This is a genomic window from Microcoleus sp. S36a_B3 (genome assembly GCF_036700745.1).
In the GTDB taxonomy this organism is placed as follows: domain Bacteria; phylum Cyanobacteriota; class Cyanobacteriia; order Cyanobacteriales; family Microcoleaceae; genus Microcoleus.
This window is the reverse complement of the sequence record NZ_JAUBPN010000003.1, coordinates 282,475-297,733: the sequence shown is the minus strand read 5'-3', so window position 1 is coordinate 297,733 and position 15,259 is coordinate 282,475. Positions and strand designations below refer to the sequence as shown.

Here is a 15,259-nt window from a genome sequence, read left to right as displayed (position 1 = left end):
AAAGCGCGAAGGAAGAACTGCATCTTCTTCTTCCTCTTCCTTCGTGTTCTTTGCGTCTTCGCGGTTCGTTTAATCTTATTCCATGATTGTTATTTAACCCCAGAAAACAAAGCCTCCCAATCTCCCGGAGAACGAGAATTTTCCCCCTCTTTCACCTCAAAACTAACCTTATAAGCCTGCGGTTCTGACAAAGCTTGCACGCACAATTCTGCAATATCTTCCCGACTAACTTTACCTCGAATATTGTCTCCTTGCTCGAATATCAAAGCTTTGCCGCCCGCTTCTTCAGTCAAAGCGCAAGGTCTGACAACAGTATAAGGTATGCCGCTCGATCGCACGCAATCCTCCCCTTTCAACTTCCAAGTCAAAATTCCCCCCAACATATCATTCATCCTGACAGCCGGCGGTTCCTCTTCCAAATTAAGTCCAGGGCGGCCCGGGCGAGTCACTCCAGCCGAACTCACCATCACAAATCGCGGCAACGTCTGCCCGCCATCAGCTTTAATAGATTCTAATTCCAGTTGAAAAACGCCCGGTGTAAATTTGGGATTCAGCCCGCCGTCGTATTCAAACTTGCTCAGCATTAACTGAAAAGAATAAATACTACTAGCATCTAATTTCGAGCCATCTTTCACAGTTTTCGCGCGGAATACTGGAATTAACTTATCGAAGGGAACGGTGACAGTAATCCAAGTATTGTAAACAGTATCAAACGAATAGCTATAGCCAATGCCATCCCATTTAGCCTCGCTGCGGACAATCAACTTGTAGCGCTTACCATCCCCTTTTACCCGCAGTTGGAGGCCGCTAAATCCTGCGAGATTGAGGGGAGAATCGAAGTTTCGGGTGCGGACGGAAGCAAAGCCGCCGGAGTTTGCCGTGGAAACATTACCCGTGAATATAGCTGTAGTGTCTGTAAGGACGATCGAACTTTCGCTAGTGCCGCCCATCACAACATCGTCGAGAGCGCCCCAAGTTTCTTTTAAATCTTGGGTAGGTTTTGTGAAGTCAAAAATTATTTTTTCACCTGCTTTAACGAGCTGGCTGCGAACAGCTTGCACTAAATTATTGATGCCTTTGTATTCAACTAGTTCGGGAACATCCACAACTTCCGGCATATAAAACTTGATGCCTTGATAGTATTTTTCCCTGGTTGGGGTGTCTCCTTCTACCGGTTGAACTTTGGTTCCGGTGCAGCAGATAACTGCATCTACGCCCTCGGTTACTAAGGGCGTTAGCGTCTCGGCGAGAGTGATATCTGCTTCGACTAATTCGACATTTTTGCCGAGAATTTCTGTTGCTCTTTTAGTATCTCTGACGAGACAGCGGACTTTATATCCCCGCTGTTGCAGCCGCTTGACAACTCGCTTTCCCACCCCGCCAGTCGCACCGGCTACGAGTACGAGTTTGGGTTCGTCTTTTTTCTGGTTGCTGCTGCTTCCGAACAGTTGTTGCAGCCAGCTAATGCTGCCAATGAAGGGAATAACGCCGAAATAAGCCAAGGTTTTGACAAATCTGCCGGCATCCCATTGGGCGGTATTTTTTTCTGTCACAGTCGCTTCCTCAAATTTGGCTCAAATCTACTTAGCTGCTTTTGTATTTTAGTCGAATTTTCGATTTGTGGATTTGGGAGGCGATCGCACTTTTTTTCATTTGACAATCGGTTTCGGATAAATTTGTCTCAGCGGAATCTCAATAATCAACTCGGTTCCCTCTCCGGGGGCAGAAATGCAGCTCAATTTGCCGCCGTGTTGTTTCACCACAATTTCCCAGGAAATTGCCAAACCTATTCCTGCACCTTTACCCACCGGTTTCGTGGAAAAAAACGGCTCAAATATTTTATGGCGGACTGTTTCTTCCATACCCCAACCGTTGTCCTCGATCCGAACTTTTACGGCTTTTTCTTCCATACAAACTTCTGTCACGATCCGAATTTGTCCGCTCTTGGCTGGCTCTTCTTTGCCGCTGCGCTGCGACGATAAGTGCTTGTTGACAAAGGCATCTTCTAGGGCATCAATTGCATTTGTCAGCACATTCATAAACACTTGGTTAATCTCAACTGCGTAACACTCAACCAAAGGCAGAGAGCCATATTCTTTGATGAGATGAATTGCAGGGCGATTCCCTACGGGATAGCTTTGCTTCACGGGCTTCGGCTTAAGTCGGTTGCTCAAAATCAACAAAGCGCTGTCCAATCCATCGTGAATGTCAACTGGTTTAATTTCTGCTTCGTCAATTCTAGAGAAATTTCGCAGCGACTGAACTATCTCGCGGATGCGGTTAGCTCCTACTTTCATTGAACCCAGCAACTTCGGTAAGTCTTCAACTATAAACTCTACTTCTGCTGCTTCTATTTCTACTTTGATTTCTGGCGAAGGTGAGGGATAGTGCTGTTCGTAAAGTTGCAATAAATTGATGAGTTTTTCGCTGTATTCGTTGGCATAGGTAAGATTTCCGTAAATGAAATTAATCGGGTTAGTGACTTCATAGGCTACCGCCGCCACCAACTGTCCCAAACTCGACATTCTTTCGCTTTGCACCAATTGAGTTTGAGCGCGCTTAAGCTCAGACATCGCTATTTTTAAATGAGCGGTTTTTTCGCGTTCTCTGGCGACTGATGCTTCTAATGCTGTATTTAATTTGTTGAGTTTTTCGGCTTGGCGCAGCACTATATTAATCATTGCTTTTTTTAATTCCAATGCTGCCTCTATTTCGCATTGTTTCCAAGGCAATGATTGGCAACTAACATTTTCTTTCCACAGCTCGAAGGATTTGCGAGGAGACAGTCTGGGGCTGCCATCTTCATCTATTTCAAGTTTTTTGTTGGGGTTTCCCGCCCAATTGACTGTCTGAATTACTTCTGGGCGAAACCACAAAACGTATATTTTTTGAATGGGCGATATTGCTACGGCTAAACACCCGCTGACTGTATCTTTAAAAGCCTCAGCTTCTGGATATAATTTAGTCAACGAGTCTGTATAAAATATTTCTTTTTTGAGGTTTTTTTGCACCCACTTAGTTAAGTATTTAAGAGATTCTCCTTGAGGTGTTTGTCCGATTCGATAGCAATTGTCTCCAAACATTATTGCTGCTCCCTGGGCGTTGACTGCTTCCAGCAAATTGTGCTGGCATTTACCGAACACTTCTGACAAGTTTTCGGCGGTTGATATGTCTTCAAAAATCTTGCTTTGAATGGATCTTAAATAAAGTTTGTAGTCATAGTCTTCGTTTCCTTCTTTTGATTGCAGTTCTAAGGACATTACTTGTCCGATAAATTCGCAGGCTGCGCGCACTTCATAGTTGAGATATTTTGGTGTATAGTTGTGGCAAGCAATCAATCCCCACAGTTTTTGATCTTTGATTAATGAAATTGACATCGAAGCTGTCACACCCATATTTTGCAGGTATTCTATGTGAATGGGAGAAACGCTTCTCAATACGCAAAAACTGAGGTCTGCAGGTTCGTTGGGAATAGAATTGTTGCCGGAGATGAGGGGAACTGGTTGATAATTAATATCGGGAATCAACCTCAACCAATTTAACGAATACAGTTTTCGGGCTTGTTTGGGAATATCTGTATTGGGGTAGTTTAATCCTAAGAAAGGAGTCAGATTTTCTGCTTTGTCTTCGGCGATGACAGCGCCGTTCCCGTCGGGGTCAAATTGATAGACCATTACTCTATCAAATTTGGAAATTTTTCTGATTTCTTTTACAGTTTGCTGACATAAATTTTGGAGATTTGTGGCGTTTTGAATTTGGCTGATAGTGGATCTCACTGAATGATAAAAGCTAAAGACCGAAAGACTTTCTGTGGTAGTGGCTAATTCTAATTCGACCATCAAAACTCCTTCTATTCGGTGGAGTATGCAGTCAAAATCTAATGATTTTCCTGCTTTTTCGACGGAAACTTTAATGGGATTGACAGTTTTTAAGTTTTCCTTTTCCAAACAGGCGTTGAATTTTTCTAGCTGAGCGCGATCGAATAATAAGCTCAAATTTTGACCGATCGCACTTTTGGCATCAAATCCCAACAACTCTTGTGCATTTTCGCTAACTTGCAGTATTTCTAGTTCAGGTTCTCGCACAACAATTAGCACGCCGTGTGGCTGAATGTGTCCCGATAGGTGAATGGGCTCTTTGTCGCAGTTTGTCAAGTCAACTTCTTCGAGTGCTGGGATTGTGATTTGTCGATTCATTTTCTCTATTTGGTTCTGTAAAATTTTGAGAGGGTTCTATAGATTTGAGATTTGAGTCGTGGGGGCGGGTTGATATCTCTAAACTGGTAGATTGATTTGTTGGTGAGGGGAGCCCCTACTACAATTTGTCCGGCGTTACCTTGGTAGTTGCTATCAAATAGGTTTTGCAATCATCTCCAGAAGTGTTCGATCGCGTAAGGGCTCGATTCCTTGACTGACACTGACAATGAATCATCCGATCGTCCGCTAGTCGAAAACGATCTCGTCAAAAATCAGCCAGCAGTTGTGTTGCTGCTCTACCGGCCCCGGCATTCTAGATATTTTTGCAGACTTGGCTCTTCAGTTGCGATCGATCCCCCCTGTTAATTATGCCAGCACTTCTTGCTATTCTTCAAGAACTTTTAATAATTTTCCACAAAGTTAATTTTGTGGTAAAATATGGCGCGCTGGAAGGGGGAGAGAGATGTGTCTTCCGACCGGCCCGGGGAGGAAAATATTAAGTTAAGCTAATGATGACAGGATCTGAAAGTCAAGTTACGTTAAGCTCTCTAAGTATACCCAACAGGCCCGACAATTAGACTAATGCTCGACTTCAATACAGTTACTGAGTTTTCCCATACCTACTGCATAGGTATCTGTGCTTTTTTAGTTCCGGCAAACTTGCTGACTACTTTGCAAACAGGGATTTTGATCGGACTAAACCGACCTCGAATGCAGGTTTTGGCGTCTGCAGTTGTGGCCGGAGTTTGGGCTGCAGCAATGTTATTTCACGTTTTTACCTGGTTCGCGATCGGGGTTGTAATGCCTCCGACATACATCTTGCTAGCTATGGCGATCGCTTGTCTGACTATCAATATCTGGGCAGTGGCGCATCCTTCCAGCATGATGCAATTAATTAAATTTGCGATATCAGCTTTTAGGGGGATTTTAGAAGAAGGTAGAAGGAATAAGGAAGAAGGAATAAGTCATTAGTCATTAGTCCTCAGTGCTGTCGCATCCGAGCGAACCTACAACGTCATTAAGAAGAAGGAATAAGGAAGAAGAAAGAACTTGGCATTGGATAGTATTAACAAGGAAGAAAGAAGAATTTGATAGCGAGCTATGTCAAAAGTTTGATGGAGAATATTGATTTTTTCTAAAATATTCCTTGGTGGCTAATCCTGGTTCGCAATCTGATGTTTATAACCCTTATTCTGGTTCGCGATCGCGACAATCTTCATCTTCCGGGCCGCGGGGATGGATCGTGCAGTTGAGCACATGGCCGCCGTCGCTTCTGCCGTAATAGTAGCGACATCCGTTGCAAATTGCGGGAGGCTCGATCGCACTTTGGTAAAGCGGATAATCCGTCACCAGTAACGAAAAGTCTCGCTGAGTCTGAAAAGTCCCGATAATAGCGCCCGAGAGTTCCACAGCTTGGCGGATGTTTTCGATCCTGGTGTAAGGAGGCAGGTAAATGTCAATATAAAGGCGAATGCCATCGCCTTCTTGCTCGTGGCGAGTAATAGTACCTCGGAGCAAACCGACGCGCGACGCAATGGCGGAGGAAAATTCATCCAATGACGTGCAGTAACCGGAGAAAATGTGAATGTGTTCGTCGGTAGTAACTCTCACAGTCAGGCGAGTGGGAATCAGCACTCTCAAATAAACGTCGAGTTCGTCAAAAACCGGTTCAGCGAGGGAGAGCATTTGGTTTGCATCTTCGTGGTTGAGACCAAAAACTTTAGAAACCTTGTGCACGAGGGCTGCTAAAATATCAGATACTTCAGTTAACAGCGATTGCAGCCTGTTATCAACGGCGATCGGACATTCTCTAAGCACTTTTAAATAATCTTCCAAGCGATGGGAAATTCGCTGAATGCTGCTAAATCCGAGCATAGCAGCTCCCCCTTTGAGCGAGTGCGAGGCTCGGATAAGCTGGTGTATTCTTTGGGGAGCTTGCACAGTGTTTTGCAGGCCAAGCAAGCCTTGTTCGATAATTTGGATGTGTTCTGTGGCTTCTTCGAGAAAGTAGCCGATGACGCGCTGTAATTGTTCTGGCAGCATAATTTTATTCTCCGAATTGCACCGAAATATTATTAGTCATTAATTATTAGTCATTAGTCATTAGTCATTAGTCATTTTAGCTGCTCGCGAAGTCGAAGGCTAGTCATTCGTCATTGGTCATATCATGTTCGGTCTACGATCGTAACAAAAAAGGTTCCTAGTGCGGACTAAATTCCGCTCCCGGATTGCGGATTTTAGTCCACACTACCAACCAATTCTGCCAGGGAATTTATTCCCTGAGAGCAGGCGTATAAGTCGGTTAAAACCAACCCATTTTCTGGGTTTTTTAGTTTTTTTTTACCCAATGCGAGCTAGTCGGTAAACGAAAAATCCAAAATGTGATTAATCACAAGCCCTTGTAGGAGGGAAAGGAAAAATTAATTGCCCTCGCTGGCAATCTCCTGGCGCGTAAGTCCGAGGTAACTATCAACCTGTATGCTGTAAACTGTGGAAACTCATTGATGTGCTCCCCACTTATTTGTATTTTGTAGCTCTAATCTTTTTTATTCTGACTCGCGCCAACTGTAGTGGCAAGGCTGAGAATTCTTAACTGTTGACTGTGCTTTTTTTTGCTCCGACTGTAGCGGTTGCTACGCCAAATAGCAGTATCGCAGCACCTGCGAGTACCGCCGGCGCGGGCACTTCCCGAAACACCAAATAACCCAAAAAACTCGCCGCCACCGGTTCAAACAATACGGCAAGAGTTACTATAGTTGGGGAAATTTGCACTACGGCCCAGTTTAAAATGGTGTGACCGATTAATTGAGGCAAGACAGCCGTCAACAAAATATAAAAATATACAATGTGCGAATAATCGGTATAACGGGTGCCCAAGGCGAGGGGGAGAGGCAGCAGGACGATCGCAGCAACAGTATAGGCGATCGCAATATAACCGCCAATTCCCAGTCCCCGCCGCTGAGCTTCCCGCCCCAACAGCAGGTACAAGCTGACAACCCAGGAACCAGCCAGAGCCAGGAAATCGCCTAGGAGTTTGCTGCTACCGGCACTTTCTGCGCCCGCACTCCCCAGAGCGATCGCCATTCCCCCTGCAAGGGCTATAGTAATGCCAGCGATCGACATTTTGGTGAGTTTTTCGCCAAACCAGAAGCGCGACAACAGCGCTATCCAAACCGGAGTTGTGGTGACGAGGGCTGTCGAAGCCGCAATCGAAGTATAAGAAAGTGAGGTAATCCAGAGAGCAAAGTGCAGGGCGAGACACAAACCAGCCGCCGCAGCATAGCGCCGAGCTCCCGGTTGCAAAGAGTTCCACTGAATTTTCTGCCAAGCCGGAAGCAGAATTAAGGAAGACAAACTCAAGCGAGAAGCGGCGAGTATGAGACTGAAACCGAGGCCGCCCGCGCCTGCTTCCATGTTCGCCAGCCGAATTAAAATCGAAGAAGTTGAGACTGCCAAAACGCCGATAATTAACAATAGGGCGATCGACCAATTCTGCGGTTGTTTCGGAAAATTCATTTTTTTTAGATTAGTTATTAGTTATTAGTTACAGCACTTTGCTTGACGATTAGGTACAATGGTAGAGGTGGTAAAAAAGAAAAAAATCAAACCCTACTTCCTGGATATGCGTCAAAAGATCGTTGACACAAGGAGAAGCAGGTAACACCTCTATTGGGAAAGTAGCAGAAAGATTTCAAGTCAGCAAAAGTACCGTACAAGCAATACTAAAGCGAAAAAAAGAGACAGGAAAATTACTCCCTAGTCAGGCAAAGGGTGGTAAACCGAGCCTACTGTTTGGTCACGAACAACAGATTGAAGAGATGGTAGCTCAGTATTCAGATTACACACGCTTCAGAATACTGTGAGTATTGCCACGAAAAAACAGGAGTATGGTTGAGCGAGAGTGCCATGTGCCGACTCCTCAAAAAGCAGGAACTCACTTTGAAAAAAAACACTACGGAGCAGTCAAGCCCATAAAGAAATTAATCAAAAGAAGCGCATAGAATATTGGAAAAAAATCCGAGATGTCGAACCATAAAATCTGATATTTTTGGACAAAATGGGCGTATTGCTTGGGATAATGAGGCCCAGAGATAGAAGTAAAAAGGGAGAAAGAAGCTATGATATTAAGCCATTTTATAGAGAAAGTAGGGTGACAGTAGTTGGTGCAATAAGCAATAAGAAGGTAATCGCCCTGAAGACAATGGAAAAATCTCTGAATGGAGAGAAGTTCAAGAAATTTGTGCAATAACAACTTCCAAATTATGGAAAGGAGCGGTATTAGTCATGGATAATTTGAAGGTACATAAGGTAGAGGGGGTAGAAGAAATGATCGAAGCAGTAGGAGCAAGTGTGGTGTATTTATCACGCCAACTCACCGGAATTTAACCCAATCGAACATTTATGGTGGGAATTAAAGGCATGGCTCAGGAGATTTGTACCTCGAAGTGTACAGATTGTGGAAAAACTCTTGGAATTGGGAGCGAAATTATGTTCCCGTCGAGCAAATCGAAAATTATTTTGCTCACTGCTGTTACTGTACCTCTTAGTCACGCAAAGTGCTGTATCAAGTTAAAGCCAACCAGAAGAAGTACCCTTCAGAATGCGATCGATGCTATGTTTCAGTTTCAAGGTGGTATTTCTGAGGTTGAACAAGAAAGAATTATCGTGGAACTTCAACGGTTACAATACATACGCATTGATGAAAATAATAAAGTGACGTATTTACAGAAAAGTCCGTGACTGTTTGAGGATCTAAAACTTAATAACTTAACCACTTCCTACACTCCTCTCTCGTGTAAGTGGCGAGATAGAAGGAGGTAAAGCCTATGGCTCTGCATTACCAGGCAGAGTCTGGTAATATAAATTCCGGTTGCACTCCTCATGATGTTAACTGTTAACAGTCAACAGTCAACCGTCAACCGTCAACAGTGAATTTACTATTCCAATGCTGACGGATTTGATATAACGAGCAATCAAGATTCGTGACAGCCAGAAAAACTCGTGAAAAACCCGGTTTCTTGGGTTTTTGCCTCGCGCGGCGCAGTCAGAAACCGGGTTTTTTGTTAGCATCGGGAGGAACGATCGCCCCGACACAGCAAAACACTATCAATCTACTTTAAAAGCGGATAGTACAGTTCTCCTGTTGAGTTGATATAACCCGCGCGATCGCCCGCCAAATTTCCGGTTCCCATAAATACATCAACTCTCCCCGCGCCTTTAATTGCACCGCCGGTATCCTGATCCAAAACATACCGATTCACGGCATTTTGTTCGAGTTTTCCCGCCGCATTGGGATAAGGCAATTTGGTGCTAATTAATGCTAGCGCGCCGGGGGGCATTAAAGCTTTATCTGTGGCGATCGACCTTTCGGCAGTTACCGGCACTCCGATGCTGCCCGTCGGCAGTGCTCCGTTAGTGTCCCGGAAGAACACAAAGCTTTGATTTTTCGGCAAATACTTGTCCATCTCTGCCGGAAAACTGGTGAAATATGCGGTTAGTTTCGGCAATGTTAACTCCTCTAAAGTAAACTTGCCGTCCTTAACTAATTCTCGCCCTACTCCTGTATAATTGCGACTGGTTTTACCTGCGAAACCGACTGTCATCTCGCCGCCTTCTGCTAGCTGCAATCTTGCTGAACCTTGGACTTGCACGAGAAATGCTTGGAATCGATCGCGCAACCAAACTAATTCTAATCCCCGCAGCAATCCTTTGCTTCCCTGCAAAGCATCTGCACCTTCCAATTCCAATCTAGTCGGGTGAGGTTTCGACCAAGAACCGAGGTTTCGCGGCACTCGGTACAGGGGATAACGGTATTCGGAATTAGGCGTGCGAGATGCTGCATAAGTCGGTTCGAAATAACCTGTAAATGCCACTGTTCCTTTGCCGTCTTTGCCGATCGATTTGTAAAAAACAAATTCTCGCTTGACAGATTCTTGGAGTTGTGCAGGTGTAGTGGAACTGACTACTAATTGGCGGAACCGATCGAGGGAACGGCGGACTCGATCGCGCGTAATTCCTGCGACTGGATAGCGGCTGTAAGCACTTGCAGCGGCTGATGTATTGAGATAGCGGAGGCTGTTGTCGATCGACTTTAACAGCAATTGGCGATCGCCCGGTTGGCCATTTTCGCCCCAGATTTGAGCGTCAAGCCCGATCGACTCCAACTCGGTCGCCTGCAATTGATTTATACTAACTGGTTGCAGCGACGGAACTGCAACGGCGGGCACCGAAAAAGCGATCGCCAAAATACAACACGCGATCGTCAATAATTGATAGCGAACAATCTTGATCAATTTCCAATTTTCCCCAATCATTTAATAATTTTGCTTATTCCTCGTATCGTTCGATACTAGAACTAAATAGCGGTTCTACCCGAATTCCGAGAATGCTGCTAGGCCGAATTACCATGTATTCGCCTTGAATATTTTTGATCGGGACATTAACAAATTCTGACGAATCTTGTTTGGGAACCAGAGTTTTATACCACTGTTGAAAATCTTGCAGGGTTGCAAAACGGATTTCTTCGCGGTGGCCGCCCTCAAGCAGCAGGTGCACTGAATATTCGCTAGGAGTTCTAGGCATATCTGTGTTTGAGATTTTAGATTTCAAGCTTTGGGAACGATTTTATATTTTACCTCTTACTCGGCGCATTCCCCGATCTAAGCAGATTCGATGGAGCCAGAGGAGACGGCTGGCGGCGGCTTCCTGCCTTCGGTTGCGCGGTACAAGTCGCGGCCGAGGCTAGAGAGATGGCCAACTGGTAGGGTGCGCCCGCATACCGATTGACTGTGTACCCGGAGAGTGATAGCGGTGCGCCCGCACACCCTACTAGCATCGGTGAAATTTGTAGGCTGCGCCGATTAAGGTGTCAGCAAAATTTAATAATTCAGGACGCATTGCACACCGAAACCTGGTTTCTGACTAGCCCTGCTGGCGCAACTCGCGCGATCGATCTCGCACCAGAAACCGATTGTGTATTTTAGAACACGATTCGACCGCAACACTTAAAATAGTCTGGATTTAGCGATCGACTGCACCATTTTCCCATCAATATTTCTCCTTAGCTGGCAGTATCTGCCAACCACAGTCGCGAGGTTCCGCTTCCAAAATGCTGATAATGGTGCACAATTTCAAATTAACAACAAAACTTGCGCTGTTTTGAGTAAGCTTTTGGTGGAACAGCTCAAAAAGCCTGTTTCTAAGAGTGATGCAAAATATCAAATGTATCCTCAATCTCGTCCAATTACCAATTACGAACCTATGCCCCGTCGCCAAGACTTAAAAAAGATTCTTCTCATTGGTTCCGGCCCAATTGTCATTGGCCAAGCGTGCGAATTTGACTATTCGGGGACGCAAGCTTGCAAAGCTTTGCGAGAAGAAGGTTATGAAGTAGTGTTGGTGAATTCCAACCCGGCCACAATTATGACCGATCCCGAAACGGCCGATCGCATTTACATCGAACCTCTAACCCCAGCCATCCTCGAACAAATCATCGCCCAAGAAAGACCCCAAGCAATTTTACCGACAATGGGCGGTCAAACGGCACTGAATTTAGCCGTTGCTGTCGCTAAAAATGGCGTTTTGGAAAAATACAACGTCGAGTTAATTGGTGCTAAATTGCCAGCGATTGAAATGGCAGAAGACAGGCTGTTATTTAAGGAAGCGATGGCGCGAATCGGTGTCGCAGTTTGTCCTTCGGGAATTGCCAACAATCTCGATGAAGCCAAAGCAATCGGTCACCAAATCGGCAGTTATCCGTTAATTATCCGTCCGGCTTTTACAATGGGCGGCACGGGAGGCGGCATTTCTTACAATCAAGAAGAGTTTGAAGAAATGGCCCAAGGTGGTATTGATGCGAGTCCGGTGTCGCAAATTTTGATCGAACAATCTTTGATCGGTTGGAAAGAGTACGAACTGGAAGTGATGCGGGATTTGGCAGATAATGTAGTGATTATTTGCTCGATCGAAAATCTCGATCCGATGGGCGTTCACACTGGCGATTCAATCACCGTCGCACCGGCTCAAACTCTCACCGACAAAGAATATCAGCGCCTACGGGATGCTTCGATTAAAATTATCCGCGAAATCGGAGTTGAAACAGGCGGTTCTAACATTCAATTTGCCGTCAATCCAGTCAACGGAGATTTCATCGTCATTGAAATGAACCCCAGGGTTTCCCGTTCCTCCGCCTTGGCCTCAAAAGCCACCGGTTTCCCGATCGCCAAAATGGCGGCAAAATTAGCCGTAGGTTACACCCTAGACGAAATTTCCAACGATATCACCAAGAAAACTCCCGCGTCTTTTGAGCCGACAATTGACTACGTAGTAACAAAAATTCCCCGATTTGCTTTTGAAAAATTCCCCGGTTCGGAACCGACTCTGACAACGCAAATGAAGTCAGTGGGAGAGGTAATGGCGATCGGGCGCAGCTTCAACGAATCTTTCCAAAAAGCGCTGCGGGGATTAGAAACCGGCCGCGCAGGCTTCGGGTGCGACAAACCGGAAAAATTGCCGAGTTTGGAACAAATTCGCGCCGGATTGCGGACACCAAATCCCGATCGCATTTTTACAGTTCGCCATGCGATGATGATGGGAATGTCGGTGGAAGATATCTTTGAACTCACAGCAATCGATCCCTGGTTTTTGGATAAAATGCAGGAATTGTTGGAAGCAGAGAAGTTCTTGAAACGAACAACGCTCAAGCAGTTGACAAAAGAGACAATGTTTGAAGTAAAGCAGTTGGGATTTAGCGATCGCCAAATTGCTTACGCCACCAAAACATCGGAAGATCAAGTCCGCGCCTACCGCAAAGAATTGGGCGTAGTGCCGATTTACAAAACAGTCGATACCTGCGCCGCTGAATTTGAAGCATTCACACCTTATTACTATTCCACCTACGAAGCAGGAGCGGCAATTTGGGAACAGGGCGATGAAGAAAAGAAAATTTCGCCTGTCGGTCACAGTCTCGCACCGGAGTCGGAAGTTTTGCCTTCTACTAAGCGCAAAGTGATGATTTTAGGCGGCGGGCCGAACCGCATCGGACAGGGAATTGAGTTTGATTACTGTTGCTGTCACGCTGCTTATTCCTTAGGCGAGGACGGGTTTGAGACAATTATGGTCAACTCGAACCCTGAGACAGTTTCTACAGATTACGATACGAGCGATCGCCTGTATTTTGAACCGCTAACTAAAGAGGATGTTCTTAATATTATTGAGGCGGAAAATCCCGAAGGAGTAATCATTCAATTTGGCGGACAAACGCCGTTAAAATTGGCGATTCCTTTACAAAAAGCTCTCGAAAATCATCCCGACGTACAAACAAAAATCTGGGGAACTTCGCCGGATTCCATCGATACCGCTGAAGATAGGGAGCGATTTGAAAAAATTCTGCGACAGTTGGATATTCAGCAAGCCGCTAACGGTTTGGCGCGCAGTTTTGAGGATGCTTTAATCGTCGCTCAACGCATCGGTTATCCGGTGGTGGTGCGGCCGAGTTACGTGTTGGGCGGGCGAGCAATGGAAATTGTTTATTCCGATACGGAATTGGAACGTTACATGACTTACGCGGTGCTGGTAGAACCGGAGCATCCGATTTTAATTGACAAGTTCTTGGAAAATGCGATCGAGGTCGATGTAGATGCGATCGCCGATACGACCGGCAATGTGACGATCGGCGGTATTATGGAACACATCGAAGAAGCGGGAATCCACTCCGGCGACTCGGCTTGTTCCATCCCTTACCAAACCCTTTCTGAGAAAGCGGTAGAAACAATTCGCCGCCAGACAGTGGAACTAGCAAAAGCCCTGAAAGTGATCGGGTTGATGAACATTCAATTTGCTGTCCAAGGCGAAGAAGTTTTCATTTTAGAAGCTAATCCACGGGCTTCTCGCACAGTACCTTTTGTGTCAAAAGCGATCGGAGTTCCCCTAGCAAAAATCGCATCGCGAGTCATGTCCGGCCAAACTCTAGAAGCTTTAGGTTTTACTAAAGAGATCGTACCAATTCACGTTTCTGTGAAAGAGGCGGTGCTACCGTTTGCTAAGTTTCCGGGAACTGATACTTTGTTAGGGCCAGAAATGCGATCGACTGGCGAAGTCATGGGGATTGACACAGATTTTGGCAAAGCATATGCCAAAGCTCAACTCGGTGCGGGACAAGTGATGCCGTTATTCGGAGTCGTGCTAGTTTCCATGCGCGATCGCGATAAACTAGCAGTTGTACCGGTTGTGAAGGAATTCTTAGAATTAGGTTTCAAAGTAGTAGCAACTCACGGAACGCGCAAAGTTTTGCGAGAGCAAGGTTTAGATGTATATTTGGAATTGAAACTGCACGAAGGGCGGCCAAATTTGTTGGATTCGATCAAGAATGAAAAAATCCAACTAATTATCACCACACCTTCCGGCGAAGAATCCCGCGCCGACGGAACCTTTATCCGCCGCACAGCTTTGAGTTACAAAATCCCGATTATTACCACAATCGCCGGTGCCAAAGCCACAGCAGCGGGAATTCGATCGCTCAAATCCAACCCGATGAAAGTGAAAGCAATTCAAGACTATTACCCGCAAGCGTAGAGTTATTGTAGGGCGCGAAACACTCTTCGATCGTTAGGCTATCGATCCCCCCTAGCCCCCCTTAACAAGGGGGGGACAAGAGCGTCAAAGCCCCTTTTGTTAAGGGCGAAACCGTCCACTTTTCAAAGTCCCCCTTTTTAAGGGGGATTTAGGGGGATCGAGACTTTGCTATAAACCTAGGATACTTATGGCGCACCCACAAACAGCGCACCACCAAAACCTAATCTGAATGAGAATCTAAAGCACCGCTAGACACCATCAACTTCGGCCAAACCAACAAGAAAAACCCCATCCAAGCCAATAAAGGAATCGCGACTACAACAGTTATCCAAACAGTTTTTAACACAAACCAACTACCGCCAATCAGACTCGTGCCAGTCAAAAGAATTGACCAAGGCTGACACCACCAAGGTTTGTAGTCCCAAGCACTAATAGCTTTTTTTTCAGAAACAGATTTCATATTTTCAGTAATTTTGTATAGATTGGCGATC

At 45.5% G+C, this 15,259-nt stretch carries 10 protein-coding genes; 3 read left to right on the top strand and 7 right to left on the bottom strand.

Features of this window, described 5'->3' with window-relative positions; genetic code table 11:
• Positions 1 to 89 precede the first annotated feature (89 nt).
• Together QUA01_RS05225 and QUA01_RS05220 are read right to left on the bottom strand one after the other, a co-directional pair.
• On the bottom strand, positions 90 to 1,553 hold the full coding sequence (locus QUA01_RS05225; protein WP_333087296.1) for a CIA30 family protein: 1,464 nt from the start codon (positions 1,551 to 1,553) through the stop codon (positions 90 to 92).
• Positions 1,554 to 1,649: 96 nt separating this feature from the next.
• A complete protein-coding gene (locus QUA01_RS05220) occupies positions 1,650 to 4,196 on the bottom strand; it encodes an ATP-binding protein (RefSeq protein ID WP_333087295.1) in 2,547 nt (848 codons plus the stop codon).
• A 582-nt stretch (positions 4,197 to 4,778) separates the two neighbouring features.
• Here QUA01_RS05220 and QUA01_RS05215 point away from each other — a divergent pair.
• Complete coding sequence (locus QUA01_RS05215) at positions 4,779 to 5,168, top strand: hypothetical protein (protein ID WP_333087293.1); 390 nt, start codon at positions 4,779 to 4,781, stop codon at positions 5,166 to 5,168.
• A 216-nt stretch (positions 5,169 to 5,384) separates the two neighbouring features.
• Here the strand turns inward: QUA01_RS05215 and QUA01_RS05210 are convergent, their stop codons facing one another.
• Both QUA01_RS05210 and QUA01_RS05205 read right to left on the bottom strand, forming a co-directional pair.
• Positions 5,385 to 6,239 carry an Hpt domain-containing protein gene (locus QUA01_RS05210; RefSeq protein WP_333087292.1) on the bottom strand — a complete coding sequence of 285 codons (855 nt, stop codon included), beginning with the start codon at positions 6,237 to 6,239 and terminating at the stop codon, positions 5,385 to 5,387.
• Positions 6,240 to 6,785: 546 nt separating this feature from the next.
• Entirely contained in the window at positions 6,786 to 7,712 is a 927-nt protein-coding gene (locus QUA01_RS05205) for a DMT family transporter (protein WP_333087291.1), read from the bottom strand.
• Between the two features lie 541 nt (positions 7,713 to 8,253).
• On the opposite strand from QUA01_RS05205, the gene QUA01_RS27320 reads away from it, so the two are divergent.
• Positions 8,254 to 8,445: a hypothetical protein gene (locus QUA01_RS27320; protein ID WP_442922019.1), complete on the top strand. Its 192-nt coding sequence runs from the start codon at positions 8,254 to 8,256 to the stop codon at positions 8,443 to 8,445.
• Positions 8,446 to 9,307: 862 nt separating this feature from the next.
• Here QUA01_RS27320 and mltA read toward each other — a convergent pair.
• Together mltA and QUA01_RS05195 are read right to left on the bottom strand one after the other, a co-directional pair.
• Positions 9,308 to 10,510 carry a murein transglycosylase A gene (gene mltA / locus QUA01_RS05200; protein WP_333087289.1) on the bottom strand — a complete coding sequence of 401 codons (1,203 nt, stop codon included), beginning with the start codon at positions 10,508 to 10,510 and terminating at the stop codon, positions 9,308 to 9,310.
• A 13-nt stretch (positions 10,511 to 10,523) separates the two neighbouring features.
• Positions 10,524 to 10,778 (bottom strand): hypothetical protein, encoded by a 255-nt coding sequence (locus QUA01_RS05195; RefSeq protein ID WP_194009230.1) that lies wholly within the window; start codon positions 10,776 to 10,778, stop codon positions 10,524 to 10,526.
• 678 nt (positions 10,779 to 11,456) lie between these two features.
• Between QUA01_RS05195 and carB the strand changes: the two genes are divergently transcribed.
• Positions 11,457 to 14,768 (top strand): carbamoyl-phosphate synthase large subunit, encoded by a 3,312-nt coding sequence (gene carB / locus QUA01_RS05190; protein WP_333087491.1) that lies wholly within the window; start codon positions 11,457 to 11,459, stop codon positions 14,766 to 14,768.
• 220 nt (positions 14,769 to 14,988) lie between these two features.
• Here the strand turns inward: carB and QUA01_RS05185 are convergent, their stop codons facing one another.
• Positions 14,989 to 15,228: a DUF6737 family protein gene (locus QUA01_RS05185; RefSeq protein ID WP_333087288.1), complete on the bottom strand. Its 240-nt coding sequence runs from the start codon at positions 15,226 to 15,228 to the stop codon at positions 14,989 to 14,991.
• Between the last annotated feature and the right edge of the window lie 31 nt (positions 15,229 to 15,259).